Raw genomic sequence first — 22484 nt, 5'->3', positions numbered from 1 at the left:
AGCTAGCTCACCTGCTCACGGCTCAGTTCCCCTTCCACAACCCAATCACCGACGCGAGGCTTGAAGCTCACCCGGAGCGTAACCCGCGAACCGTCTTTGAGTTGTACTCTGGCACTCTTGCCATTCCAGCGGATCAAACTCGCAATGCAACCCGACTTCATGGTTCACCTCGCGTTGACTTGCCCTGGCTCTCAAGGATTTTGGTCTGGGCGTGCTTGTACCACCAGTTGACACCAAAGGTCGCAACGCCAATGAGAAACCCACCCAGAGCGACCCACTCATTGATGGTTAACCCGGCAAGTGTCGTGACCGCAGAAGCGCCATACGAAATGGCTGCACTCGAATCATTCATCTTCAATCCTTTCGCATGGCGTCAGTGACTTTAGGAATAATCTTCTCGGCGCTACGTCCCACCACATATCCTCCAAGCCCAATTTGTAGGAGTGTCCACGCTTCATCGGCTAAACGAAACGCAGTGAACCCAAACGTATCGGCGACCACAAGCGCGAGAAAGGTGAGCATGGTGATAGGACGCCAGTTACGCTGAAGCCAACTGGCCCCTTGCGCTTCTGCTGTGATGACCTTGGTTTTGGCTTCAATCAGACGCGCTTCATAATCCATCACCTTGGCTGCCATTGTGCTTTGCATGGCAAATAGCTTGGCTTTGACCTCCAGCCTCTCTTCTTCGCTGGTATGCAAGTCATCAATCAGGTCGGTCACAGGCTCAACGAGGCCCGTGATAAAGTTCCAAACACTCATCAGGCGGCCTCCTGCTCTAACGGATAGTCTGACCAGGGAAGCTGGAAATGCGGTCCGTCTTTGAACGTTTTCCAGTCGCCGCCCCACTCGATGGGGATATCCAACTCTGCTGCCGCTTGTTTTACCGCCTCGGCTATTTTGTGGTACAGCGGCCAACTCCAGTCAACACGACCATCCACATAAGCACCAAGGTCAACCGCATGGCCTGTGAGATGTCGGCTGCGCATCGTGGTTGACGCCCCTTGCGCCAATAGCGTTTTCTGGCGCTCAATCGTTCTTCGCCCTTCCAACACCGTAAAATCAACCGCTGTTATCTCAATGGCGCGTTTCATGACCTTGATAAGGTCGGGATGAAGCGGTGAAAGACGTTTGAGTGATCGCTTTCCAAACTGATAAGCCATATCGCCTCCAGATCCCATGTACGAAAAAACCCGCACTTGGCGGGTTTCAACAGGCACAAAAAAACCTCGTCCCTGAAAATCAGGGCGAGGTTTGTCATGATTGGTTAAAAATACACCACTTTTTGGCAAGGTGCAATCAAATCTAAGGAAATTAGGGTGTTATATGGCAATGTGAAAAGTGGCTTTAATTTGTATGGATTTCCATACTTTTTTTGCATAACCCAAATAAAGTGTCGGCTGCGCGACACTTATTCATATTTGTTAGCTGCTAGCCCGGCTGCTTAGGAAAGACCTTTACATTATTTGGTATATGATACCAATCGAGTTTTTCACTAACCCAAACATGCGCTTGAGGTTCAAAAATGTCCGCTGACGACAGATCAATTGGTTTTAACTTTAACTTAACTGTTTCTGGTGCATCTGGGTTGAAATGATAAATTCTGTTTCCACAGTTTGGACAAAACATCGCACAGTTACGATTGCCACTCTCTGCTACGCGCCCCCAACTTTTCAGTTGACCAGAAAACTCTATTTTCGCTGTATCAACCACTGCTGTGATGCTAAATGGGCTAGTAGATAGCTTTTGACACTCTGTACAGTGACAAGCAAAGACCATTAATGGTTTGTCATGTAATTCATAGGTAACTTGTCCGCACTGGCATGCTCCTTTAAGTGGATAGTCCATTTATTGTTCCTCCTCTGAACATGGATGACAGCTAAAACGTCGCAATAACGGGCGCTTACCAAACCGCCCAAACTGCTTTAATCCCTCGTATACACAACACTTTGCAAAGCTGCCATAGTGACAAAGCGTCTACGTTTATTGCTTTGTTATTTGCCGAATTCAAATTTCTTCGACCGACTCAATGACAACTTGCGAACCACAATAATTGGTCACATATGCGGCGATACAATCACCAAATTCATCTAATGTTGCTTGACCATCGTTGTCAAAATCAGTCTCTGAAACAAACTTTAGATTTTCACCATCCCATGCACACGCTGGGTTGGCATGCCATTTCCTGTGGCTTTCAAACTCTTTCATGATATCCGATGAGGCCTCTGGGCCATCTTCTTTTCTTAACCCTCTACAGACTAAAGTTACGCGATACATAAAGTCCCCATAGGCATATAACAGTGTATTCAATACCAAAGTGGGGCAATTAAACACCCCATTTTGTCCACCAATAACAAGCCACTGTATTTTAAAAGTAACTTTCCCTTTGTTTTTAAGCCTCTTTCTCGCAGTGCCAAAAATGACCTTGTGAAAATACCCCAAAACGGCGTGCTTCGGTATTATGCGACACCTTTTCTAGTCCTGTATGTACCAACAGTGCAAAGCTCTGTGTTTTTAACTTCCCAACTCGATCCATTGGTTAAGCATCCAATAGTCACCTACCAGACGTAGAGTTTGAAGCAGGCAAGGACGATTGAGACAGCCACAAGGCCAATCCAACCGATTGAACGTGTCACTGACTCCGGTGATTGGGTGTTGATTTGAGGGAATAAAATCGCCCCTAAAGACAATAGGGGTACCAGACCGTATAGCTGCCCCATTTGTGATGAAGTCCCTAGCGGAAACGGGGGAACAAACACATTAAAAATCGTGTACGCAATAAATACAAGCATTGCGATACACGCTTCCTTTAATGACGTAGCACGGTCTCCAATCCAAAAATAGAGTGCCGCGATGGCACAAAACACAGACAAACTAACCAAAGACGCTATTCCCCTTTTACCATGCCCCAACGACTTTGTGATTTATTGGTGTGAGAGTCGTTACTTCATACAAGTCATTAATAATTTCCAATTTGGAAAGCTTCTTCTTACCCTTCTTATGCCACTCAATACATACCCCTGCCAAATCTTGAATGGCAGGGGTGACCAATACATCTTGTAATAAGAAACCAGTTAGGTTGGGGTTTGCTTCAAAGTAAATGTCGCCAACATTGGCCATATCATAAATGCTCGCGCAGACTGAGGACTTCTCTTTCTGGAGCATATTCCTTTGTATTTTTGTCGCAATCCCAGCTTGGGCAAGGGCCTCTCTATATTCTGGGGCAGTGAAATCAATGATATTATTCTCGGTCTCAACCCAGCAGTGAAAAGCATCGAGGCCACTATAAAACCGACCTTCCTTTTCGACTGCAAATGAAAGGGTGTCTCCACTTTCATTGAGTCGAATAAAAGCGGCTCCCATAACAGGCTTAGCCTTCACTTTAAAAAGCTCTGACAAAATCAAGGCTCCAAAAACGTTATAGAGTTGACATGACTTTCCTGGTCCAGCAGAAAACTCGCGCCCAACGCTTGCAACGATTTTATAAATAAGTTCGTACTGTTTAAGTGTTATATCATACTTCATTCTTTAGCTTCCCTTTCCAGCCATTCATCAGTTCAAAATGTTCTCCGACCAACTTCTCGGCCGTCTTTCGGGTGTCGTCCAAGGCTTCAAGGCGGGAGATCATTTCACGCGCCCCTTTGCCATAGATGTCTTGGTGTGACGGTAAGGCTTCCACGTCCAGGCAAACAAGCTGGAGGTGATACACCAGGATTTCGATCTGCTTTTCCAGGGCGTCGATGTAGTCGTCATCGTAGTGAGTAGCCATCGCCACAAATCCCCTTTAATGCTTCGCGGTGATCTCGGCGCATTCAATGGTCACGGTGCCGAGGTCACAAGTAAATTCGATATCGTTGCCGTCTACCTGGGCCAGCCAGCAAAGCGCACGGGCCATGATGGACGCGCTTTCTTCTGCGCCCACGGTTTTAACGGATTCGCCAATCGCTTCTGCTAAGTCCATGGTCAACATTCCCCTTAAATTTATGCCGCCGCTTCTTTCTCCAGCCATTGATTCAGCGTCAAAGCGGCCTCTCCCTGAGCGGCATGCAGCTCGGTCAGTACTCGTTCAAAGAGTGGTTTGAGTTCCCTTTCCCAGATAGCGTCTGAGACCCGGCCTATGTTGGTGTGGCGAAGGTGCAGGCGAACCGTATCTGGCGTCGCGATAAGCACACCGCCATGGCACGACGGGCAGGTTTCACCGACTTTGTGTGAGCCCGTTCCCCCACAACGTGGACAAAGGTTGGTCTTCTGGGCTTGCTTTACGGCGTAGGCATCGAGTCTCGCTCTTTCATCGTCAATGAGTCCCTGCTTACGCGAAATATCATCCTCGATGCGGCAAATGGCAGTGGAAGAGCTCAGCATCCGATTCTTTTCAAGCTGTCGGATATCAACGTGCAGACGCTTTATCCGTCGTTTAGACCGGGTTGCCTGTTCACCATATTGGCGCCATAACGCAGTGAGTTTCCGGCTCTGCGATGCGAGAGGTTTATCTGCATACACGGCAATGGCGAGACTGATGATGTGTTCACACAGACCGCGCCGTTTTGCGTTATCGGGAATGAGTGACACCAAGGCTTTTTCCAATCGCTCCATCGCGGGCAAATCATCCAGCCAGCGCCACATAATCGCATCGCTGCCGATAGGGTTTTCCCGCTGCAACTTACCGAGCAGGCAGAGGATGACATCGCCAGGGATAAACTGGCGGCCTCTAGGCTCATCGTTGACGGTGGTTTTCACAAGATGCATACGGATAAAGAGTTCAATGCCTCGGCTCATGCGGCAGTTCCTCCCGAGTCTGGCCCCTCAATATGTCCTTTGAGATAATCGGCAATCAGCCCTTTCATCTCTTCGGCGCTGTAGCAGTAAGCAAACAGATAGCCCTGTCCACTTAAGCGCACCTCCCACTTTCTTTGGTCTTCAGTGATGCGCCCACCTGTGGGGGCCTTGGCTTCGATACGCAGTCCGTAGTAACCGCACCGCGCTACATCGAGTAAGTAGTCCGGGTAGCCGGGTTGACCGCCCAGGCGGTGAAAATCAGCACGCGCCTTCTTACCCCGCTTCCCTTCATTGGGTATGTGAGTGAGAAAGTCCCCGACGCGGATACCCGCGATGGTGGTTCTTCGCGCCCAACGCACCAGATCTGCGCACTCCTCGGCTTCCGGCTCACGACGGACCTTTTGGACACGGCCATCGCCCCGGTGCCTGATACGCCCAAGCTGTTGCTCAAGGCTAAACACGTTGTCATACATACTCGCCGCCCTCCACGGTGATGAGTCCTGCCCGGATACGTCGGCTCAGCGTGCGGTGAAGTCCGTTCAGCATGTACTCTTCCCGTTCGCCAAGCTCGAAGGCATACCCGCAGCGCCCGTCTATCACATCGTGACAGGCGCTACAGACATCCGCGCCCCAGAAGTCATCGCTCTTGTAGGCGATGCCGTGGGTCTCACTCGGGAAATGCGCAAACACCACCGTTTCCGGGTTCATGTTGCACACCCCCACGATTTGCAGCGTGCAGGTTTGCCCCCTCGCCGCTTCGGTCAGTTTCCGGCTGCGTAAAGCCGGGGTTTTGATAGCCATTATGCAAACCCCATCAGTTGATTGACCGCCTGCTCAACGTCGGCTTCGCGGTCAAAATGGTGTTGTAATGTGTGATTCCAGATAACGTTAAACACGGCGCGGTACACCTCGGAAAACTCGGTGTTATCCATCCGGGCAAAGGAAATCGATTTGGCCTCTTTGCGTACTGTGCCGTTCGGGTAATGGACCACCGTATAAAACCCCGCTTCCATCACTGCCCACTTGCGGTAGGCTTCAAAGCTCTTTTCGACATCGAGGTTGGCCCGCTTTTGCGCCATCGCATCCAGAAAGCCGCTCGCAACCTCCCGCATGGTTTGCTGTTCACCACCCCACTTTGAAAGCTCACTAGCAAAGCGATACACCAGGTTGCGCTCGTGTGGGGAGACTGTGCCGCCTACTGGCGTCCAGTAGTCAAAACCGAGTTTCAGCAACACAAAGAACTTGCGGTGAAACTTCGGATGACGGGTTTCACGGAAATCCGCCGTGAGCACCGTGCCAATTCGCTTTTTATCCGCCAGCTCCTTGTCTTCGTCGGTGTGGGGAACGAACATCCCTCCCCTTACCTTCACCAGAGAAAACTCCATCATTCATCGTCCCAATGTTCGCGCTCATCGGCTTTTGCCAGGTCTGAGCCAAGCCAAAGGAGGTAAACGACCACCATCACGACAGCCCAAACCAGAACGCCCATCCATACGCCACTCATGCTGCTTTCTCCAAGTGATTGCCGTGCGTGAGAGCCAGCCATGCAGCGGGTACCAGACGATAAACATGCACCTGCTTACCGCTGTCACTCGTGTACTGCCGACGCTGCTTCACCAGCCCGCACAATGACGGGCTCACTTCTCTGAGCCTTGCCGAGATGGCCGCTTGTGTATCGGGGGTTTCCGGGAAGAAAAACGCGATGTCCGCCTCTATCTGGCGCAGCGTTTTCCATGCCGGACCCGATGCCACGTTGAGCACACGGCCAAACTGGCTGGAGACACGGAAACGGTCTTCATACGTCTTGTGCCAGCTCGCTATCGCCTCCTTGATGGCGTTGTGCTCTTTGATGGGTGTCTTGATGGGATGGGGTTTCACAATCATGGTCGTCACCTCTTTCCTATCGTCATTCCGTGCGCCGGGTTAGGCGGCATGCTTGACCGTATCAGGATGTTTTTGCTCCCAGGTCAGCCAGGCTTCACACACTTCCTGAGTAGGAATGAGCATGTGCAGGCCAAAGTACACGTTGTATTTCTCTGCAAGCTCGCATAACGCCAACGCCGCGCTCCGGTTATCTACGCCGTGTTTTTTCCAAGCACGGACTTCGCTGAATTCAAATCCGGTCTCTGAGACGATGAGCTGGGTGAGTTCCGGCAACTTGCAACATGCCCTCTCCTTCATGATGCGGACAAAACTCTGAAACCCATTGATAGCCAGTGTGTTTCTCATCAATTTGATATTCGTCGGTGTGTAGGTCGTGGTCATTGGTCGCTACCTCGTTTTAGGTGGTTTGCACTAGGGCAAGATGGGCGTTGATTCTGTCGCTTCCAGTCGAAGCATGCCGACAGCGTGTGCGCCACTGCTGCCCCCTCGATATACCGCTCTGCACGTATCGATGTGACCGACCGTCATCGGTGCAGAGATGGCTTGGTTGTTCGCTTGGTTATGGGTTTCTGCCATGCCAATGAGCTTTCTTGGATAGGTCGGCTCAGGATGGAAAAGCAATGTCCGGTAACGGCTTTCAAACTCCTTCGCCTTGAAGGGCAACTCCTCTTCGTTGCTTTGGCACAGCGGACTCCAGCCGCCCATTTGGTCTATGACGCTGTGGATAATGGCATCGTCAAACACCACACTGTTCCAAGCGCCAACACTCGAAATGGCCTTTTTGACTTTGGCCCAGGCGACAAGGGCGCGGTCGTTGGAAGTCCCCCCGACAAGGCGGATAATGTCAGCAGGCTTGGGAGGATATTGGCCTGCGTCTGGGTTTTGCATGTGTCGCTTGAGTGCCTCTGTCACCGTGGTCAACTCAAGATGCCGCAAAGCCTCCCACCAGACATCCAGCACTGGCGGTGACAGTGCCCTGCCGTATAGCGCCATAATCGCTTGAAGCTGTTTGGCAAGCTGTTGCTGCTCAGCAGATTTCATTGGTCTGTCCCCCATGATGGTCGTTAGGTTCATGGTCGAAAGTGTTGTGTTGCTTACTGGCAAGCCACTCGGCAACAGCGGCTTCGTTGTTCGCCTCAATCCGCGCTTGTGGTGACGCGAAGTCTGAGGCTCGCACCGGGGGTTTAGCCGCGCGGGATAGCCAGGCATTGATGAATCGCTTGATACCTGACCGGGTTTTCCTCTTGGCGGGGTTGGCATCAATCCATGCCACCATGCGAAGAAGCTCCCGGTTGATATCCACATCAGGGAAAGAGGTCTGGTAGGCGTCACGCTCATTGGTCGTGACGGTGTGGTAGGTTCTGTCTTTGAGTTTTAGCGAAGCGGCTATCTGCTCGGCAGGCAAACTTGGTTTGCTCTGCACAAGTTTGTTAGAACTCAGTTCTTGTTTAAGATCAGTATTTATTAGTGTCGGCTCAGCCTGATTAGGCTTACCCTGATTAGGCTCAGCCCGATTAGGGGGTACCTGTTCCGGGTTAGCCTGATTAGGCTTATCCGTATCTGGCGGGCAAAAAACCGGAGCGTCAAACACCGTATAGGTTGTCTTACCGTTGGCGTGTTTTTTCGTCTGAATGAAGCCAGCAGACTTCAGTTCTCTCAGAATGTTGTAAACGCCCTCTCTCCCCGTCCGTTTCGCCGTTCCTTGCGTCACGTTAACGAGTTGTTCAACGCTCACCGTCCAGTTATCAGGCTTCGCCAGCAAGTACGAGAGTAACCCCATCGCTTGAAACGAAAGCAGTCCATCCTCGAAGACATGATTGCCAATAATCGTGAAATTTTGGCTTCTCTTGGCTCGGACTATGCTCATCAGTGTAATCCCTGTGGTTCTTCGTCCAGCGCAGACCCCACACTGGTGGGGTCTAGATTGGACGCAGCTAAAGAACATCGAACTTGGTCAATGCGCAGATCTCTTCTCTCAGCAGCTTTCTCAAGAACCAGGTCAACAAATTTCGCATTCCTGACCATTTCATTAGAGACCTCTTCTGCGGAGCTCTCGCCCCGCAAAAACGCCCTAGAAAGCCTCAGAAGTTCATACATCACTCACCCCTCGATGGGCAGGTCTGGCTTATCTGCGTCTTGACCTTGCTGGTCGGAAACCGGATAAAACGTGCCTTCAATACACACGGTCTTCGAGCGACGGTTTACCTCTTGGAAAAGGTCTAGCTTGGGCATATTCCTCTCTCCCCAGGTTTTCACCACGTCGTCGTAGAGCTCGGGATCAGACGCAAGCAAATCGATGACGCCGTCCATCAACAAGACGTTAGAAATCACAGCCCTCGGGGAGCCGATCAGCTCGCTTATCATCGTCAGAAGCTCAATTTCATTGTTGGTGAATCGCAATTTCACTTGCGACTCTCTCACCTCATCAATGGACAGGCCGGGCTTACCGATAAGTCGGTTTTGCTCTAGTTGGTTAAGCCGCTTTTGAATAAACATCTTGGTCATTGGTCGTTACCTCTGGGTTGGTCGTTGGGTGTGGTTTAACAAGGACTAGTTTCAGGCCCTTCACATCGCGTCCGTAGCGGATAGGATCGAAGGTATAGGGGATGTCGGGGATAAGATGGCAAAGCAAGGCGATGTTTTCTGGAACGTGATGCTTCCAATGAGCTGCACGAACCGTTCCGAAGAATCTAGCTATCGCTATTTCAGTGCCAAACGTACTCTTGAGAATGTCAAAAAGTGGGTCGTTCATAGTCACCTCCTAAACCCAACCGTAAGCTTTCCTACTGATAAAAACAAGGGTGTTTTAGTTTTTCTACGTAGTGAAAAAACATACAGCTGTGCGAGAATTAGAAATTAGACCGCAGAACAAAGACATACTGAATGATGCAAATAGGCGAGAGAGTAAAACTAAGAAGGCTGGAGCTTGGTCTCTCGCAAGAAGACTTAGCCAAGGCAATCTTGAAACAAGTAGACTCAAGGTTTAACAGGGTCACGCTTTCAAATATCGAAATGGGTATTCAAGGCAGTGTTAAGGATAAAATTTTGTTGGCCTTAACGAAGTCGCTCAAGTGCAATGCTGAGTGGTTGGTTTACGGTACCGAGCCAAAGGAACTTGCTCTCACCCAACTCTTAAGCCGCTCAGAACCTGGTCCAGCCGTTGAGCAAAAATGCCCGTTCATATCATGGGACGAAGCCCTGTCTTTCACTGTAAACAATGACTACCCTGATAGTGCTTACACCTACAGCGCATGCCCTGTCCCATGCGGTCCCAGGACATTTATACTGACCGTTAATGACGAGTCTATGGGGGATCGCTTCGCGGAAGGTGATTGGATATATGTTGATCCTGACCAACAAGAATCAGCCAAAGATAAATTTGTAATTGTCCAGCTAAGCCCAGACTCTGAGGCCATTTTCAAGCAACTTGTGTTGATTGATAATCAAGTATTTTTGAAAGCTCTGAACCCCGATCTACCCTCTTCCCTGAGATACACTCAGCCTACAAAATACCTCACAATCAAGGGAACTGTCGTAGCGCACGTCAAACCCGTGTAACCGCAAACGACAAGCCTCCCTTTACTCTGAGGGAGGCAGATTTCAACAAGCCACTCTCAAAAACTCATACCGCCTTCCCGCCCTCTTAACTCACCAATTAACGTGACTAGCGTCACATATACCAACAACCAGTAAGCTTTTCTACTGGCATACATTGACGGCGACCCGTAATGAAACCTACATTAGTTTTGTCCAATTCAATATCAGTGAATTTAAGAGGTACAAAACATGAACATCAAACTTGTGGTTGAAATGACCCAATCAGAGTTGGATAAAGCGGGGACCTGTGCAGGTGGCCTGCAATTCGATTTAGCCACCAATCCACTGCTTGATGTGTCGCCCGCACAGATAGAAGTTGTGGTGGTGCCAGAAACGAAAACGCCCTGGCGTAAACCAGGGCGCTTAAGGGGAGCGGTCAACGACCAAGAATCTCGCTCCCAAGTGGAAAGCCAATCGACCAGATGAGCTTTCCGAGGTAACGACCAATTACCCCTAGAGGTAACTGGCGAGTGAAGGCGTAACGACCAGGAAACGCCCAACACATAAGGAAGCATAACATGAAACTAGGATTTGATAACCACTTAGACCGCTGCCTTAACGATGACATGCGCCACCTTGATGAATACGACCAGCATCAAGCCGCACTCAACGACTACATCGACATGGGCAAACAACGCTTGCTAGCCAATCGAGAGTTTGCTGGCCTCACCTTTAGCGACTTCTCGCAGTTTGTTATCGAGTTCGAGGTACATGGCCAATACCCGCTCGATGGGCTGATGAAGTTCGTCATCAACCACGAGCCCAACGCAGCAAACACCAATGCTCAGCTTCTAACAATGCACCAAGCGTTCCTTAAAACAGCGCTCGATGACTTCATTGAAAGCAGAATGCCAGACATCAAGTCAGCTTACGAAGACCTTTGCAAAAAGGCAGCATAGCCATGTCGGATCAAAAAGAATCTCAAGAAAAGCTCCAAGCCATGTTTTCGCCTGATGATATCGAGTGGCGTATTCAACGCGCTGGATTTGCAGGCGATAAACCTTGGGCGATGGTGGTGCCTTACATCACGGCAAGGGCGGTTCAAGAAAGGTTTGATGAAGTCTTTGGTGTGTTTGGTTGGGAAGTCGAGTTCAAAGACATTGTGTCAGGCAATCAAATCACCGGGTGTGAATGCGCCATTTCTGTCTGGTTCGGTGACAAGAAAGTCACCAAGTGGGACGCCAGCGAGAACACTCACATTGAAGCAATTAAAGGTGGCCGCTCTTCTGCCATGAAGCGTTGCGCCGTCCAATGGGGTGTAGGTCGTTATCTGTATCAGATGGACACCGTATTTGCAGAATGCCGTCAGTGTATCGGCATGCGCGACAAGCATTACGGCAATGTCCATGTCGTCAAAACCAAGGGCGGCCCTGACAAATACATCGATTGGGCGTTTCCTCCCCTCCCCGCCTGGGCGCTCCCCCGAATCGATTTCACCGAATACTTTGAGGCAGTCAAAGCAGCAGAAACCAAAGAAGCCCTCTCCGCCGCACTCGGTCAGGCGATTAAAGCCATCAAATCCGCCCAAGACACCGAGGCGCGGGAAACGCTTCAAGAGCTGCGCCAATTGAAGATGAAAGAGCTGGATGCCAAGAGTGACCAGTTCAAACAGCAACACCTTAGCGAGCTTCAGCAACAAGCCCAAGAATACGCTCGCATCATTCACGGCATGCCAAGCATGACCACGCTGGACAACGCCTATAAAAAGCACTGCGGCATTCTGGCGAATTCAGCGGACAAGTTGGGCGTGTCACCTGCGTCCTCAATCGAGTACCTCAAGTCTGAGTACACCAAAAGACGTGACGTACTGACCAGCAAAGAAGGATAGAGACCATGGAAAACTCCCTCACCTCTCTCGACCAAGTGCTTGCCCTTTCCCCTGAAACTGCTTTTGAAGCCTTTCAAAGCAAACACAGTGTGGAAAAGGTCATCGAAGCGGTACGCAATGAAGCGTTAAGCGAAGTACCCGATGTGGAAACCCGCAAAGGCCGTGAGCGCATTGGTTCGTTGGCTCGAAAAGTCAGTGAAAGCAAAACCGCCGTGGTGAAGGTCATTGATAACGCGTTGGTGGATGCAGAATCGCAGGTCAAAGCGGTGAAGGCCACTAAGAAGCATGTGGAAGAGCAGTTTGCAGGTATTCGAAGTGCTGTCCTCAAACCCCGCGATGAATGGCAAGCCATACAAGACGAGCTGGAAGAAGCGCGTCAGCAAGGCATCTTGTCTCGCATCACCAATATCAACCAGATCGGCAACACCACCGGGGACGAAACCCTCGCAGAGCTCAATGACATGGCCGAAGCCTTGGAGATGATGACCATTACCCAAGATGACTTTGCCGAGTTCACCGGGGATGCGCTGACCGCTAAGGAACAGGCGGTGAAGAAGGTGAACGATGCCATCGTGAAATGCGTGGAAGCCGAGACCCAGCGGCAGGCGCTCCACGAGCAAGCTGTCACGAACAGCATCAACGAAATTCGCCTGACGGCCATGCATGCGCTGGAAGAAAACGTCCAAGCAGTGCGTACACGTCGGGAGACTCTAAGCCAACTCGAACTGGATGAGGTGTTTTATGGCGAACGTCTTAAAGAAGCGGTATCTGCGAAATCGGATGCGATTAGGCAACTGGATCTCTTGGCTGAGCAGAAAGAAGCACTCGCCCTCCCTCAAGAAAACCTCATAGAGGCACCACAAAAAATGGTGAAAATCCCTCTATGGGAGCATCAGCACCTACAAGCGCGGGATGCGACATTGCTTGCACTGGAAGCGGCTGGCGTAGACAAATGGGCGGGTTATGATGATGCGATTGCGGCACTGATGGACAGTGCGGCTTAACTTTGAAGGAGCGCCTCAAGGGAGGCGCTGTAGATTGGAAATGGACAACTTCGAGTTGGGAGTGACGTTTGAGACTGCACAGTTCGGATAACTTCAGGTAGGGGAAAAGGTAGTGGACGGCTTTGTTGTGTGAGAGAGTTGGCTGCTGACGCAGCCAAAAGAATGATACTACCAATTGACCGGACAAAGGTTTATATGTGTTAACTGGGAATAGTAAAGCGAAAACCAGTTTCTTTTACTACAAAAACGAAATCTCTTAACTCACCATTCAACTCTAGACCAATGGTAATTTCGGACAATTCTCGGCTTTCAGCAGAGTAGTTCAAAATCTGCTCTAAATTATTGACAATAGCCTCAAAATAGCTATTAAACATGAACTTTAACTTATCGCTGTTAAACGTTGCTTGAATAGGGGCGCCATTAGAGCTTACACCCATTCCCGGAGCTATATACTCAGTGCCATCCTCAACAACAATATTTGCATTTCCACTCTTTTTTCTAAGCGTTTTGTAGTTGGTTTCGGTTAACGGACTCATTCCACTGTTCATCTTGAACTTAGACATATGCTCAGGCCAGTTACGATGCAAGACCTCAATGAGGTCCAAATTACACCATGAACGATGATTAAATATACCAAGTATATATGCAGTTGAATTAGTAAAATGAATAAATAGCAAATCACCAGTTCGAGAAACAAAACCATCCGATTCAACATCGTTACTTAAATGAAAATGCTGAATCCCCCAATGTGACAGTATGTCATCATCATAATCCAATTTCTTCAAGTTCCGACTTTGATATTTTCTTAAGTCACTTCCAGCAACAATGTCAGCCTTTATACTCTCATATGCTTCTTGAAAGTGTTCTGGTACTTGAAATCCGTTAGCTTCGTTTATGCCTCTTACTCTTTGTGGGACTATCCGACATTTAAATCTCTGATACAAATAAATAGCATCAGACTTTCTAATGTTGCAATTTATAAATTCGTGATTCAATTGTTGATAGCAATAATCAATGTAATCACTCAAAATGTCATTATTTACTTCCATAGGTCCTCTTTCAAGCTAACGTTTGAATAAAGAGCGTTTTATGACCAAAACTAATTTAAACACCTGAATAACAGAGATTTTACAAAGACGCACTACGAGTAAATGTCAGTTCATGATCTTTTTATACAAACACTGTTAGCAAGCACAACCCCAAAATCATGAGTGCAAACCCAATCAACATTAACGCTATACGGTAGCTATAGTGCTTATTCAAACGCTCACTCTCTAAACGCTGTCCTTCTGGCGTTTCCCAAGCAAAACCGTCTGGCTGTCGGACAGGAAAGTCACCGAAGTGCTCCTGAGATAGATACTCGATGTCATTCTTAACTTGGGATAGCCTATTCAATGAATACACAGAAAGACCGAGTATGTATGAGTAAACAAGCAAAATTGATTTCAACAAAGTAAATTGTTCTGAATTGACCGAATAGCCGAAAAGCAGAACGAAAGAAAACGTGAAAACTATAATTTTCGTCCGTGACGGACTGAGTATTTGCATGATCGTCTTAAAGTTTTCTACAGCTTTTCTGGGATGTTGTTGCTTGCTCATATTTTATTATCTCCTAGCTGCTTAACGTTACAATAATGGGCGATTTCTGTGTGTATCAACATAAGAAAAGTACATTCGGATTACAAAAATTAAGGTGAATAGGAGGCTTTCACACACCTTATCAAAAATGATACTGGCTTAATTTGGGCAATTTTGAGTTAGCCATCATAGCCAACTCAAAAATGGACAAGAACGGGTTAGAACTAAAGCTATAAATTTACTATTTGGGATTACTTGAGTTTGAGTAAATCAATATAGACAAATTTATAAATTTAAGAGCGCCAAAGAGAGTTATAACTTGGCTCACAGAGCTAATTTAAAGCCGCAACCTTGGATTTTTCTAACAAATTTACCTGCTGTCTATCAAGACCAGCTTTTTTATATCGATAGCACAAGTAGTCTGAGATGTCTTGCTCATGGGTTGAAATTATGACTTGACGATCTCGAAGCTCCACTCGTAGCAAGTCACTTAATGATGCAATATTAATCTCATCCATACATTGAGTGGGATCATCAATAAATACGAAGGCTGTTTTTGCGTATTTTTTATTCAAGGCTAAGAATAATGACAATGATAATGCGCTAATTTGTCCACTGCTCATCGACAACGTAGCATCATGTTGTGAATCTCTAGCAGTGGTAAAGTTCATAATTGCATTTTTTCGTTGTCCCATAGGCATGTCAATGAACACGCCCAAACCGCTTTGATAATTTTGAAGCAAACGACCACTATAAATGTGAAATAGTGATTCCATCTGACCGATGGTACGGTGTATGTAGTTAGTCTGAGCGTGTTGTAGCTTGGTTTCAATACGCCCGAGCTGGTCATTCATAGTTTTTAGATGTGTTGCTCTTTCACTAGAGCTAGCCAAGTTTTTTCTCTTCTTAGCAATTGAAGAGTTGACTGCTAAATTGTACCGCTTTTGGATGTAGTGCTTCTTTGACTCTATTACATCTTCAGTCAGATTCTCTAGCTTTCTGATGTCACCAAAATTTTCCAAGAAAAAATTAACTTCTTGGTTTGTGATAATGTCTTCTTCTGGTTCAAGCGATTTTAACAGATGATTTCTAACCTGCTCAATTTGTTCCGCCTGAATCACATCCTCTACAGCATAATCTTTAGGGAGTTCGACTCCCAGCGAGATAAGTCTATCCCCAATATTCTTTAGCCTCGCTGCCTGATGTTCATGAAACTTCAAGTCATTATACAAAACAGCTTCAAACTCCAACTTGAGCTTTTCAAAGATCGGAAAATATTGGTCTTTGAGTGGGTTTAGAATTACTGCAATACTTTGATAGCACGCTGATATGTTCTTACCGACCCCATCTAGGAGTTGCTTCAAACGCTTTGTCTTACCGTCTACAGCTTCGATTAGCAATACCCTTTCAGTATAATCAAAGCCACAAAGAGGACACTCAGAGTCGTTTTCATCACTGATGCCTAGTAGTTTATCACGCAGTTGGAGTGTGTCCGCCTGTTTTGAGCTCAGCCCTCCTTGCTCTAGAAGAAGTTTATTTTTATCTTGCAAGAGCCTTTCTAACTCTTTCGATACTTCCTCATCTAGGTAAGTGTTTAAAATATCTGTGTGTATTGATGATAGCTTGGCTGGTTCGTTTTTAAGTGTATTACATAATTTTTCAAGCTCACTTAATCGTGCTTTCTGCTTTTTTAAACCACTAAATCGTTTAAATTGATGATATAATCTAACGGTTAAACCAAACTCTTCACGTTTAGTAAAATCAAGCTTTTGCTTGTTGCTTATCCTTTTGACAATTTCTTTTTTGCCAAGATATGTACGTTTGAGCAGGTTCACTTTCTCTAGTAACTCATCAATTTGCTTAAAGTTTTGAGTAGAAAATGGATGCTCCATATCCCAGTTAGGTGGCGTGTTCGATTCTGTTATTTTTATGTAGGAGACTTCTTTTACATCTTCGCTTAATAGTGATCCTTCGAGTTCTTTCAAATCTTGAACAGCTTCTTGAAATTGAAAGTTAGCGGAACTCCACTGTTTTTTGCTTACAGATTTTAGATTTGAAATATATTCAATTCTTCGCTTAAGACGATCTAGGTTAATTAGGTGTTCGATTTGCCCGGTTCTTGAGCGTTCATCACACTTATCGGGAAGAACTATAGATTTGCTGTCTTGCTGAAGATAATTCAAGACAGAAAAGTTATTCAGAAACTTATCGCCAAGCTTTTCAGACCAAAATTTAGATTCATCTTCAATCAATCTTGCATCAGATTTATTGTCGAAGCTTGATAGCTCATATAACTTGAAGTCATCAAAGCTATTTGGTTTGTTACTTCCCCTACGCAAATCAACAGCTCGTGCCATCCGCATTATGTAAAGAGACTCATTACCCATGCGAAGCTCAGCAATTATCGATACATCACCATCACTGTTATGGTTTTGATATAGATTTTTTGAGAACTTCTTATTCGCAGAGACTTTGAGTGCTCCGAGCCTAGCATCAACTCTAGGTAACTTATTGCAAAATAGTATTTGTTTTGCATCAAATAATGATGTTTTACCGAATCCATTTGGCCCGTCATACACAACCAAGCTATTGGAGTAACTTTCCTCAAACTCAGTAAACACCTTAAAGCCTTTAATCTTCAGCCTGTGAATTCGCCATTTTTCCACGAATATACTCCTCAACAATAGCTTCATAGTCAGAGCCAACGCTCGCTAACAGACTTTCAAACTCATTAGTCAACTCTAATAGTCCTGATTCTTGTAATTCTGTATCCGCTAACAGACATGGGTCGTCTAACTCAGATTCATCTACAGGAATAGATAAGAAAGGTAATTTAATAAAAATACGGCTGACTATTCCATATTCTGACTCTTCTAAAGGGGACTTCTTATAAAGTGAAAATTTATTTTGGTCTTTTATTAAATCACTTATGCTGTTTGTGTCTATTTTATCTAATATAGTCAGCTCTTCTTGAGAATAATACAAAACATGTTTTTTGAAACTATAAGCATCCTCTTCCAAAGAAAATACTTTGTATTCATAGTTTACGATATCCGCTAAGCTTTCTAATCTAAATAGAACAACTACATCAGTATTTTTAGCAAAAGCTGGTAACTCTCTTAACTCATCAGGCGTATTAGCCAACACCCATTGGTTAAGCTCACTAGGCTGCATTAATTTTTCAACATGCACCACAACCAAAAGCCTTTGATAACAAGGGGATGTGGCTTGATAAAAAGAAAATATTTCTGATTCTTGTTTAACCAACTTAAACTGGCAGGGAGAGGTGCTCGATAATGCTGTAATTATTTTATTAATCATTTATTTCACTACTTGCATCACTGACTGATACAAATCTCACGTTATTTATCTTAGTTAGCCTATTTTTATCAGCTTCGCTGATATCAGTGAATCTTCCTACACTAATGGATTGATCACTTAGTTTAAATGGACTGCTATTCATCTCGACAATTAGGTTTTCATAATCATAAAGCACATCTTGTACTACTGGATTTCCACGCATACCAGAGATGTTGTCTTGAATGTCGTTAATGTTAAGACGTTTATTGGTACGCTTAAATTGCATCGCGGTTGGTAAAAAAGTACCTAGGTGACTCTTAAAATAATGTGGTAAGTCATTCGCAGTTCGAATACCTTGTATTTCAGCGATAATGTCGAGATAAATATCGACAGTGTTCACACTAAAGCCGTTCAGCGAGATACACTTTTGATTAGGCACCTTTGAATAGTACAGTCTGGTCAATCGTTCGATTTCCATACCAGCAATAACATGGCGACATCTACAGAGGTCATTTAGGTCAAGGCTGTAATCGGCCTGGTTAGCGTCTAGTAAGCTATCGGTCCTATCCAATAACGTTTTTCTGAATTTGAATAGTATTGCATCATAGTCATCATCTTGAATTGCTTCAGAGTAAAGACACTCTTCGATCTCAGAAAAATAAACCGGAATAGAATTGGCTGCTTCAAACTTTGTCATTTCACCATGCTGATTGCGGTGATGTGCCAGATTCACACGCGCTGCCAAAAGCATTTGAAGTTTAGCCAGCTTGTGCTCAACAAGCTGGCTCGTGATTTCTAGTTCGCTGGATCCGAGGTACTGCGTGACAATTTCAGTAAGCCTCGTATCAATACTTCCTGTCTCAACATATCGACGTCCGTCGTGGTATGTATAAAATTGAACAAGATACTCACACTCTGCGGCGTTTGCCTCTCTGTCAGAAACGTCATCAAGCTCTACGGAGACGTGAAACCACCTACTATTGCATCTATCCACTACTTTAGAAGCTTGTTTCAAAGCGGTCTCGTATGCCGAACGATAACCGCTTCGCATCGTTTTTACTTGATGAAGAGATATAACCTCATGATTATTCGCGTATATTACAAAATCTTCTAAGGTTTCTACCTTCAAGTAGTGGGCATTGCTGTTACCTTGAACAAGGAGACGTATCGCATGATAAAGTGCTACTTTGCCTTGATAAACAAACCCACTCCAAGCAGGGATCGCACTACTGTTCGCTATTTGTTCTGTTACAGCTGTCAATTACTTATCACTCTAATAAACATACGAAAATTTATAAAATGTAAAAACCACTTAGGACAGGTACACCTAGAAAAAACAAAGAACACTCTCATTAACTGACTTTATTAAAGTGTCTTGTGAGATGGCCGTTCCCAAATCCCGTGTAAAGCTACCGCCCTTTGCTTATCGGCACGCAACACGCCATCACTGTCTAAAACTTTTGACGGGAATGTACCATAAAGTGCATAAAAGCAGATTTGATTTCGATCGCATGAAGGACCGATTTATTATTGAGTGAACAATCAATAACCGTTTGTATTTATGAGGTAAATAAATCAGGAAGTTGAAATGTGGTGGTGTTATCTTTGAGGTGTGAGGAATGGCTGCGCGGCGCAGCCACAAGAATGCTATTACCTATTGACCGGAGCAGGGCTCATATGTGTTAGGTTTGAGGTTCATCGAGTAACTCATCGTAAGCCCCGGACATTCTCTCGATATTACGATTTAGAGCGGCAATGAATATTGCTGGATTTTCATCACTTTCTAACTCCTCACGAAGAGCAATCGTCATCTTGGGTAATGAGCTTAGTAATCGACTATGTTCCTGCAAACACTTGCGAGTAAATTCTATATGAAGCTTTCTTAAAATCAATTCTTGCTCAGACTTTAGCTCGTTGTTTTCACGTGAAATTTTATCATTTAGCTCGTAACTACCATTCAAGTAGTCATATAAAGAAGAATCTTTGTTGTTTTGAAAATTCAGCTCTTTAAACATAGATAAAATTCGATTTTTTTCTTCACTCGCTGCATCGATCGTTGACTGATAAATTTCGATTGCTTTTTTGTGACCTAACAAAATTGCCCGTTGTTTGAATAGCGGTAGAAGAGCTTCGGCAGTCTCAGCAGAGAAGTCCAAAATCTCAGATACCGTTGACTCTCTCGCTACCAAGTACGACTTTGCAATTGACCCACTATGGTTTTTTAATATTTTCTCGATTTCTTGTGTAGATAAATCAAGATTTATCAATTTTGGAATGACGCCTAATGCGCCAGCAAAAGAATCAGCTAAATTCAAATAAACCTCTTTTTTAAGGTTTAATTGTTGCTCTGACTTATACTTTATTTTCTCATGTTCAAGTAGGTCTCGCTGCCTTTGAGCATTACCTTTGTTAGTCAAAAACACACCAAATAATGTTAGGCAAGAAGCTACTATTCCGCTCCAGACCACATTAGGTACTGATTCAACTACGCTCAATATTTCAGTCAACATTTAACTTCCCAAATAAAAACCTAACGCCTTGCTCACCGGAAAATTGGGAGCGAAGCGAGCAATTTTTCCGTGTGCAGCAACTTGTTATACCTATAGCTATATTATTCCTTACTTTCTTTCGTTTCAGAAGATTTATCTTTACTCGTCTTCGAAAGAGCTTTACTTATTTCAAGAGCGCTTTCCATAAGTTTTGGATCAAACTCAGATGATTGTTTCTTTGAAAAGGCACTCTCACTACTAATATTCCAATGCTGAAAGGCCTCTTTAATCTGTTCCCAGCTGGCATTAGCGCCATATGCTTCGAGGTAAAACTTACCAAAATTAATAGCATGCCTCCTCTCCCCACTTTTTAAAGATTCATGCATATAGGAATTGCTATAAATAAAAGAATATCTTGCTAAGGCCACAAACATAGCGACGACAATAAGACCTCTGAATGTGATAAATAGAAAGTATGGCCATGTAAAACCGCCAGAATTATGAAAATCATTTGCCCCATAGAATGTAGAGATAACTATAAATGTAATACCCAAGACAATTGCGACAGCCCCGATTACAGACCAAACTTTAGAAACGAAATGAAATTTATTCTCTTTTGCCTCCAGACCAGTGAGGGCTGTATTTACATAATTTTGAGATTTACTTTCAATCTGCTTTCTATTCTCTTCAGTGTATTTTTGCTTTTCGATCTCTAGTCGTTCTTGTGCCTGAGCTAGTAACGATTCCTTTTCCGCTAAATCTCCCTTTAACTTAATACTAAGCTTTTCTGTTTCTTGCATCCGCTCATGAAGGTGCTGTTCCATCTGACGTTGACGCTGCATTAAGTCATTTTCGCGCTCTTCAAAAAAACGTTCACGCTCACGTTTTTCAGATAGGTATTCTTTTTCTCTAGCAATTTGCTCTTCTTTAATTCTCTTTCTGTTTAGATTCAGTTCTTTTTCCTGCTCGTGCAACAGAGCTTGTTGCTGAGCGATTTGCTGATGCAGAACCTGCTGTCTTTCATTAAGTTCATTATAAGCAAGTGAATACTCCTTCCGTTTTCGTTTTTCATTCTCTACATATTCGAGCATTTCTTCGTTTGCCATGAATGATCCTTATATTTGTGACTACCCAAGAGGTATAACAACTTATTAGCGGGTAATTTGCCCGTTTAGTCCAAAACCGAGACGCCCGATTAGTTCGCCTAGAATTCTAAAAACCTGGTTTGGGCTTGAATTTTCTTACGCTACCGCCCTTCGCTCCTCGGCACGCAACACGCCATCACTGTCTAAAACTTTTGGCGGAAATGTACCATAAAGTGCATAAAAGCAGATTTGATTTCGATCGCATGCGGAGCTGAAAGACTATTGATTAATCAGTTGATAACTCGAAGCATTTTTGGTGTGAATGAATGATTGAAAGCCAATAACACTGACTTATTTATATTGAGAGGGAGTAATGCGTTATGCCCACATTCTAATAGTCAGTGCCACATGTAATTTTGACAACTCTTGTAAGAGTTTTGGTTCCAAATTAACAACCGCTGAACCCTCATCAGATTGGACCAAGCAATCCAATTCTATTATCCAACCATTCTCCTTTAACTCTCTCAACTCATTACTCTTGGGTAGTAGTAAAACTATCCAATACTCTAGTTGCTCTTCGAGATGACAGTCTTTATTTGATGAAAGAAGCTTCCAGCAAGTGTTTTTCGCTTTATCTGTAGCCACAGTAGCCTTATCGGGAACCATTTTTAAAGTTTGGGAAATCTCTTCAAAATCAAAGTAGCCTTCCCTGTAAATTGTAAAGACCGAGTTATCTGACTGATTCATTGGCTTTTCATAAAAGTAGTAATGGATACGCTGTTAGCTTAGAAGATAGCTTGAGTATAGTAGGGAAACCTCTTTCACCCTTTCACCAAATATGGACTAAAGCCTTATCTGGCAAGAGCTGCGTGGTGAATGAGAAAAATATCTTTCATCATTCACCAGGGTGCTTTCGATAGGTAATTTAAGGTGTTGAGGGCTCAAC

33 protein-coding genes are annotated in these 22484 nt (G+C 45.2%); 5 read left to right on the top strand and 28 right to left on the bottom strand.

The features are described 5' to 3' along the window. Window positions 1–2: 2 nt before the first annotated feature. The 20 genes from GMA8713_RS27665 to GMA8713_RS05365 form a co-directional block, all read right to left on the bottom strand. Window positions 3–161 (bottom strand): hypothetical protein, encoded by a 159-nt coding sequence (locus GMA8713_RS27665; protein WP_198159454.1) that lies wholly within the window; start codon window positions 159–161, stop codon window positions 3–5. After that, window positions 158–352 (bottom strand): phage holin, encoded by a 195-nt coding sequence (locus GMA8713_RS05460; RefSeq protein ID WP_062706614.1) that lies wholly within the window; start codon window positions 350–352, stop codon window positions 158–160. Before GMA8713_RS05460 ends, GMA8713_RS27665 begins: the two co-directional genes overlap by 4 nt. Before the next feature lie 2 nt (window positions 353–354). Then, window positions 355–759 carry a 3TM-type holin gene (locus GMA8713_RS05455; protein WP_062706612.1) on the bottom strand — a complete coding sequence of 135 codons (405 nt, stop codon included), beginning with the start codon at window positions 757–759 and terminating at the stop codon, window positions 355–357. Beyond that, window positions 759–1160, bottom strand: a complete 402-nt coding sequence (locus GMA8713_RS05450; RefSeq protein WP_062706610.1) for a M15 family metallopeptidase — start codon at window positions 1158–1160, stop codon at window positions 759–761. Before GMA8713_RS05450 ends, GMA8713_RS05455 begins: the two co-directional genes overlap by 1 nt. A gap of 268 nt (window positions 1161–1428) precedes the next feature. Further along, on the bottom strand, window positions 1429–1845 hold the full coding sequence (locus GMA8713_RS05445; RefSeq protein ID WP_062706608.1) for a GFA family protein: 417 nt from the start codon (window positions 1843–1845) through the stop codon (window positions 1429–1431). Between the two features lie 159 nt (window positions 1846–2004). Beyond that, window positions 2005–2439: a hypothetical protein gene (locus GMA8713_RS27260; protein ID WP_157515493.1), complete on the bottom strand. Its 435-nt coding sequence runs from the start codon at window positions 2437–2439 to the stop codon at window positions 2005–2007. A gap of 116 nt (window positions 2440–2555) precedes the next feature. Continuing rightward, on the bottom strand, window positions 2556–2789 hold the full coding sequence (locus tag GMA8713_RS05435) for a hypothetical protein (protein WP_198159453.1): 234 nt from the start codon (window positions 2787–2789) through the stop codon (window positions 2556–2558). 106 nt (window positions 2790–2895) lie between these two features. Then, window positions 2896–3522, bottom strand: coding sequence for a DUF2026 family protein (locus GMA8713_RS05430; RefSeq protein ID WP_062706602.1), 627 nt, complete (start codon window positions 3520–3522; stop codon window positions 2896–2898). Beyond that, entirely contained in the window at window positions 3512–3766 is a 255-nt protein-coding gene (locus GMA8713_RS05425; RefSeq protein WP_062706599.1) for a hypothetical protein, read from the bottom strand. Before GMA8713_RS05425 ends, GMA8713_RS05430 begins: the two co-directional genes overlap by 11 nt. A gap of 15 nt (window positions 3767–3781) precedes the next feature. Continuing rightward, window positions 3782–3967 carry a hypothetical protein gene (locus GMA8713_RS05420; protein WP_062706597.1) on the bottom strand — a complete coding sequence of 62 codons (186 nt, stop codon included), beginning with the start codon at window positions 3965–3967 and terminating at the stop codon, window positions 3782–3784. A gap of 11 nt (window positions 3968–3978) precedes the next feature. Beyond that, entirely contained in the window at window positions 3979–4773 is a 795-nt protein-coding gene (locus GMA8713_RS05415) for a TIGR02642 family protein (RefSeq protein WP_062706595.1), read from the bottom strand. Then, window positions 4770–5246, bottom strand: a complete 477-nt coding sequence (locus tag GMA8713_RS05410) for a VRR-NUC domain-containing protein (RefSeq protein WP_062706592.1) — start codon at window positions 5244–5246, stop codon at window positions 4770–4772. Before GMA8713_RS05410 ends, GMA8713_RS05415 begins: the two co-directional genes overlap by 4 nt. Further along, window positions 5239–5481 carry a nuclease domain-containing protein gene (locus GMA8713_RS05405; RefSeq protein WP_232314372.1) on the bottom strand — a complete coding sequence of 81 codons (243 nt, stop codon included), beginning with the start codon at window positions 5479–5481 and terminating at the stop codon, window positions 5239–5241. The genes GMA8713_RS05410 and GMA8713_RS05405 overlap by 8 nt, the downstream gene beginning before the upstream one ends. 92 nt (window positions 5482–5573) lie before the next feature. Continuing rightward, the gene (locus GMA8713_RS05400) at window positions 5574–6161 is read right to left on the bottom strand and encodes a DUF1367 family protein (RefSeq protein ID WP_232314366.1); all 588 of its coding nucleotides are present in this window, start codon (window positions 6159–6161) and stop codon (window positions 5574–5576) included. Between the two features lie 112 nt (window positions 6162–6273). Continuing rightward, entirely contained in the window at window positions 6274–6657 is a 384-nt protein-coding gene (locus tag GMA8713_RS05395) for a hypothetical protein (RefSeq protein WP_062706588.1), read from the bottom strand. 39 nt (window positions 6658–6696) lie between these two features. Next, the gene (locus tag GMA8713_RS05390; protein WP_062706586.1) at window positions 6697–7038 is read right to left on the bottom strand and encodes a hypothetical protein; all 342 of its coding nucleotides are present in this window, start codon (window positions 7036–7038) and stop codon (window positions 6697–6699) included. A gap of 30 nt (window positions 7039–7068) precedes the next feature. Next, entirely contained in the window at window positions 7069–7698 is a 630-nt protein-coding gene (locus tag GMA8713_RS05385; RefSeq protein WP_062706584.1) for a DUF6475 domain-containing protein, read from the bottom strand. After that, on the bottom strand, window positions 7685–8524 hold the full coding sequence (locus GMA8713_RS05380) for a hypothetical protein (protein ID WP_062706582.1): 840 nt from the start codon (window positions 8522–8524) through the stop codon (window positions 7685–7687). Before GMA8713_RS05380 ends, GMA8713_RS05385 begins: the two co-directional genes overlap by 14 nt. 233 nt (window positions 8525–8757) lie before the next feature. Next, window positions 8758–9162 carry a hypothetical protein gene (locus tag GMA8713_RS05370; protein ID WP_062706578.1) on the bottom strand — a complete coding sequence of 135 codons (405 nt, stop codon included), beginning with the start codon at window positions 9160–9162 and terminating at the stop codon, window positions 8758–8760. Beyond that, window positions 9131–9409 (bottom strand): hypothetical protein, encoded by a 279-nt coding sequence (locus tag GMA8713_RS05365; RefSeq protein WP_062706576.1) that lies wholly within the window; start codon window positions 9407–9409, stop codon window positions 9131–9133. The genes GMA8713_RS05370 and GMA8713_RS05365 overlap by 32 nt, the downstream gene beginning before the upstream one ends. 131 nt (window positions 9410–9540) lie before the next feature. On the opposite strand from GMA8713_RS05365, the gene GMA8713_RS05360 reads away from it, so the two are divergent. From GMA8713_RS05360 to GMA8713_RS05340, 5 genes are all read left to right on the top strand, one after another. Further along, entirely contained in the window at window positions 9541–10215 is a 675-nt protein-coding gene (locus tag GMA8713_RS05360) for a S24 family peptidase (protein WP_062706574.1), read from the top strand. A 228-nt stretch (window positions 10216–10443) separates the two neighbouring features. After that, entirely contained in the window at window positions 10444–10680 is a 237-nt protein-coding gene (locus GMA8713_RS05355; protein WP_062706573.1) for a hypothetical protein, read from the top strand. A gap of 92 nt (window positions 10681–10772) precedes the next feature. Further along, window positions 10773–11153, top strand: coding sequence for a hypothetical protein (locus tag GMA8713_RS05350; protein ID WP_062706571.1), 381 nt, complete (start codon window positions 10773–10775; stop codon window positions 11151–11153). A gap of 2 nt (window positions 11154–11155) precedes the next feature. Then, entirely contained in the window at window positions 11156–12082 is a 927-nt protein-coding gene (locus tag GMA8713_RS05345) for a Rad52/Rad22 family DNA repair protein (protein ID WP_062706570.1), read from the top strand. Between the two features lie 5 nt (window positions 12083–12087). Then, window positions 12088–13086 (top strand): hypothetical protein, encoded by a 999-nt coding sequence (locus GMA8713_RS05340; RefSeq protein WP_062706568.1) that lies wholly within the window; start codon window positions 12088–12090, stop codon window positions 13084–13086. Between the two features lie 200 nt (window positions 13087–13286). Here GMA8713_RS05340 and GMA8713_RS05335 read toward each other — a convergent pair whose 3' ends face one another. The 8 genes from GMA8713_RS05335 to GMA8713_RS05300 form a co-directional block, all read right to left on the bottom strand. Then, complete coding sequence (locus GMA8713_RS05335; protein ID WP_062706567.1) at window positions 13287–14135, bottom strand: hypothetical protein; 849 nt, start codon at window positions 14133–14135, stop codon at window positions 13287–13289. A gap of 121 nt (window positions 14136–14256) precedes the next feature. Beyond that, the gene (locus GMA8713_RS05330; RefSeq protein ID WP_062706564.1) at window positions 14257–14685 is read right to left on the bottom strand and encodes a hypothetical protein; all 429 of its coding nucleotides are present in this window, start codon (window positions 14683–14685) and stop codon (window positions 14257–14259) included. 311 nt (window positions 14686–14996) lie between these two features. Then, window positions 14997–17330 (bottom strand): AAA family ATPase, encoded by a 2334-nt coding sequence (locus GMA8713_RS05325; RefSeq protein WP_062706563.1) that lies wholly within the window; start codon window positions 17328–17330, stop codon window positions 14997–14999. Continuing rightward, on the bottom strand, window positions 17296–17985 hold the full coding sequence (locus GMA8713_RS05320; RefSeq protein ID WP_062706562.1) for an ABC-three component system middle component 1: 690 nt from the start codon (window positions 17983–17985) through the stop codon (window positions 17296–17298). The genes GMA8713_RS05325 and GMA8713_RS05320 overlap by 35 nt, the downstream gene beginning before the upstream one ends. Next, window positions 17978–19225 (bottom strand): ABC-three component system protein, encoded by a 1248-nt coding sequence (locus GMA8713_RS05315; protein WP_062706560.1) that lies wholly within the window; start codon window positions 19223–19225, stop codon window positions 17978–17980. Before GMA8713_RS05315 ends, GMA8713_RS05320 begins: the two co-directional genes overlap by 8 nt. A 421-nt stretch (window positions 19226–19646) precedes the next feature. Then, on the bottom strand, window positions 19647–20474 hold the full coding sequence (locus GMA8713_RS05310; RefSeq protein ID WP_062706558.1) for a hypothetical protein: 828 nt from the start codon (window positions 20472–20474) through the stop codon (window positions 19647–19649). A 101-nt stretch (window positions 20475–20575) separates the two neighbouring features. Beyond that, window positions 20576–21559, bottom strand: a complete 984-nt coding sequence (locus tag GMA8713_RS05305; protein WP_062706556.1) for a KIAA2012 family protein — start codon at window positions 21557–21559, stop codon at window positions 20576–20578. 357 nt (window positions 21560–21916) lie between these two features. Then, window positions 21917–22285 (bottom strand): DUF4279 domain-containing protein, encoded by a 369-nt coding sequence (locus GMA8713_RS05300; RefSeq protein WP_062706554.1) that lies wholly within the window; start codon window positions 22283–22285, stop codon window positions 21917–21919. Between the last annotated feature and the right edge of the window lie 199 nt (window positions 22286–22484).

It is taken from the genome of Grimontia marina (genome assembly GCF_900060185.1).
GTDB lineage: Bacteria > Pseudomonadota > Gammaproteobacteria > Enterobacterales > Vibrionaceae > Enterovibrio > Enterovibrio marinus.
Note: the sequence above shows the minus strand (reverse complement) of the source record. Positions and strands in the feature narration are given on the sequence as shown.

Coding starts and splice junctions, on each gene's coding strand:
- GMA8713_RS05405 (WP_232314372.1), bottom strand. CDS start 5,481: ATGAACCCGGAAACGGTGGTGTTTGCGCATTTCCCGAGTGAGACCCAC.
- GMA8713_RS05415 (WP_062706595.1), bottom strand. CDS start 4,773: ATGAGCCGAGGCATTGAACTCTTTATCCGTATGCATCTTGTGAAAACC.
- GMA8713_RS05450 (WP_062706610.1), bottom strand. CDS start 1,160: ATGGCTTATCAGTTTGGAAAGCGATCACTCAAACGTCTTTCACCGCTT.
- GMA8713_RS05355 (WP_062706573.1), top strand. CDS start 10,444: ATGAACATCAAACTTGTGGTTGAAATGACCCAATCAGAGTTGGATAAA.
- GMA8713_RS05385 (WP_062706584.1), bottom strand. CDS start 7,698: ATGAAATCTGCTGAGCAGCAACAGCTTGCCAAACAGCTTCAAGCGATT.
- GMA8713_RS05445 (WP_062706608.1), bottom strand. CDS start 1,845: ATGGACTATCCACTTAAAGGAGCATGCCAGTGCGGACAAGTTACCTAT.
- GMA8713_RS05390 (WP_062706586.1), bottom strand. CDS start 7,038: ATGACCACGACCTACACACCGACGAATATCAAATTGATGAGAAACACA.
- GMA8713_RS05460 (WP_062706614.1), bottom strand. CDS start 352: ATGAATGATTCGAGTGCAGCCATTTCGTATGGCGCTTCTGCGGTCACG.
- GMA8713_RS27665 (WP_198159454.1), bottom strand. CDS start 161: ATGAAGTCGGGTTGCATTGCGAGTTTGATCCGCTGGAATGGCAAGAGT.
- GMA8713_RS05305 (WP_062706556.1), bottom strand. CDS start 21,559: ATGGCAAACGAAGAAATGCTCGAATATGTAGAGAATGAAAAACGAAAA.
- GMA8713_RS05435 (WP_198159453.1), bottom strand. CDS start 2,789: ATGCTTGTATTTATTGCGTACACGATTTTTAATGTGTTTGTTCCCCCG.
- GMA8713_RS05340 (WP_062706568.1), top strand. CDS start 12,088: ATGGAAAACTCCCTCACCTCTCTCGACCAAGTGCTTGCCCTTTCCCCT.
- GMA8713_RS05350 (WP_062706571.1), top strand. CDS start 10,773: ATGAAACTAGGATTTGATAACCACTTAGACCGCTGCCTTAACGATGAC.
- GMA8713_RS05365 (WP_062706576.1), bottom strand. CDS start 9,409: ATGAACGACCCACTTTTTGACATTCTCAAGAGTACGTTTGGCACTGAA.
- GMA8713_RS05345 (WP_062706570.1), top strand. CDS start 11,156: ATGTCGGATCAAAAAGAATCTCAAGAAAAGCTCCAAGCCATGTTTTCG.
- GMA8713_RS05410 (WP_062706592.1), bottom strand. CDS start 5,246: ATGTATGACAACGTGTTTAGCCTTGAGCAACAGCTTGGGCGTATCAGG.
- GMA8713_RS05430 (WP_062706602.1), bottom strand. CDS start 3,522: ATGAAGTATGATATAACACTTAAACAGTACGAACTTATTTATAAAATC.
- GMA8713_RS05300 (WP_062706554.1), bottom strand. CDS start 22,285: ATGAATCAGTCAGATAACTCGGTCTTTACAATTTACAGGGAAGGCTAC.
- GMA8713_RS05380 (WP_062706582.1), bottom strand. CDS start 8,524: ATGAGCATAGTCCGAGCCAAGAGAAGCCAAAATTTCACGATTATTGGC.
- GMA8713_RS05335 (WP_062706567.1), bottom strand. CDS start 14,135: ATGGAAGTAAATAATGACATTTTGAGTGATTACATTGATTATTGCTAT.
- GMA8713_RS05310 (WP_062706558.1), bottom strand. CDS start 20,474: ATGTTGACTGAAATATTGAGCGTAGTTGAATCAGTACCTAATGTGGTC.
- GMA8713_RS05425 (WP_062706599.1), bottom strand. CDS start 3,766: ATGGCTACTCACTACGATGACGACTACATCGACGCCCTGGAAAAGCAG.
- GMA8713_RS05455 (WP_062706612.1), bottom strand. CDS start 759: ATGAGTGTTTGGAACTTTATCACGGGCCTCGTTGAGCCTGTGACCGAC.
- GMA8713_RS05330 (WP_062706564.1), bottom strand. CDS start 14,685: ATGAGCAAGCAACAACATCCCAGAAAAGCTGTAGAAAACTTTAAGACG.
- GMA8713_RS05400 (WP_232314366.1), bottom strand. CDS start 6,161: ATGATGGAGTTTTCTCTGGTGAAGGTAAGGGGAGGGATGTTCGTTCCC.
- GMA8713_RS05420 (WP_062706597.1), bottom strand. CDS start 3,967: ATGTTGACCATGGACTTAGCAGAAGCGATTGGCGAATCCGTTAAAACC.
- GMA8713_RS05320 (WP_062706562.1), bottom strand. CDS start 17,985: ATGATTAATAAAATAATTACAGCATTATCGAGCACCTCTCCCTGCCAG.
- GMA8713_RS05370 (WP_062706578.1), bottom strand. CDS start 9,162: ATGACCAAGATGTTTATTCAAAAGCGGCTTAACCAACTAGAGCAAAAC.
- GMA8713_RS05360 (WP_062706574.1), top strand. CDS start 9,541: ATGATGCAAATAGGCGAGAGAGTAAAACTAAGAAGGCTGGAGCTTGGT.
- GMA8713_RS05395 (WP_062706588.1), bottom strand. CDS start 6,657: ATGATTGTGAAACCCCATCCCATCAAGACACCCATCAAAGAGCACAAC.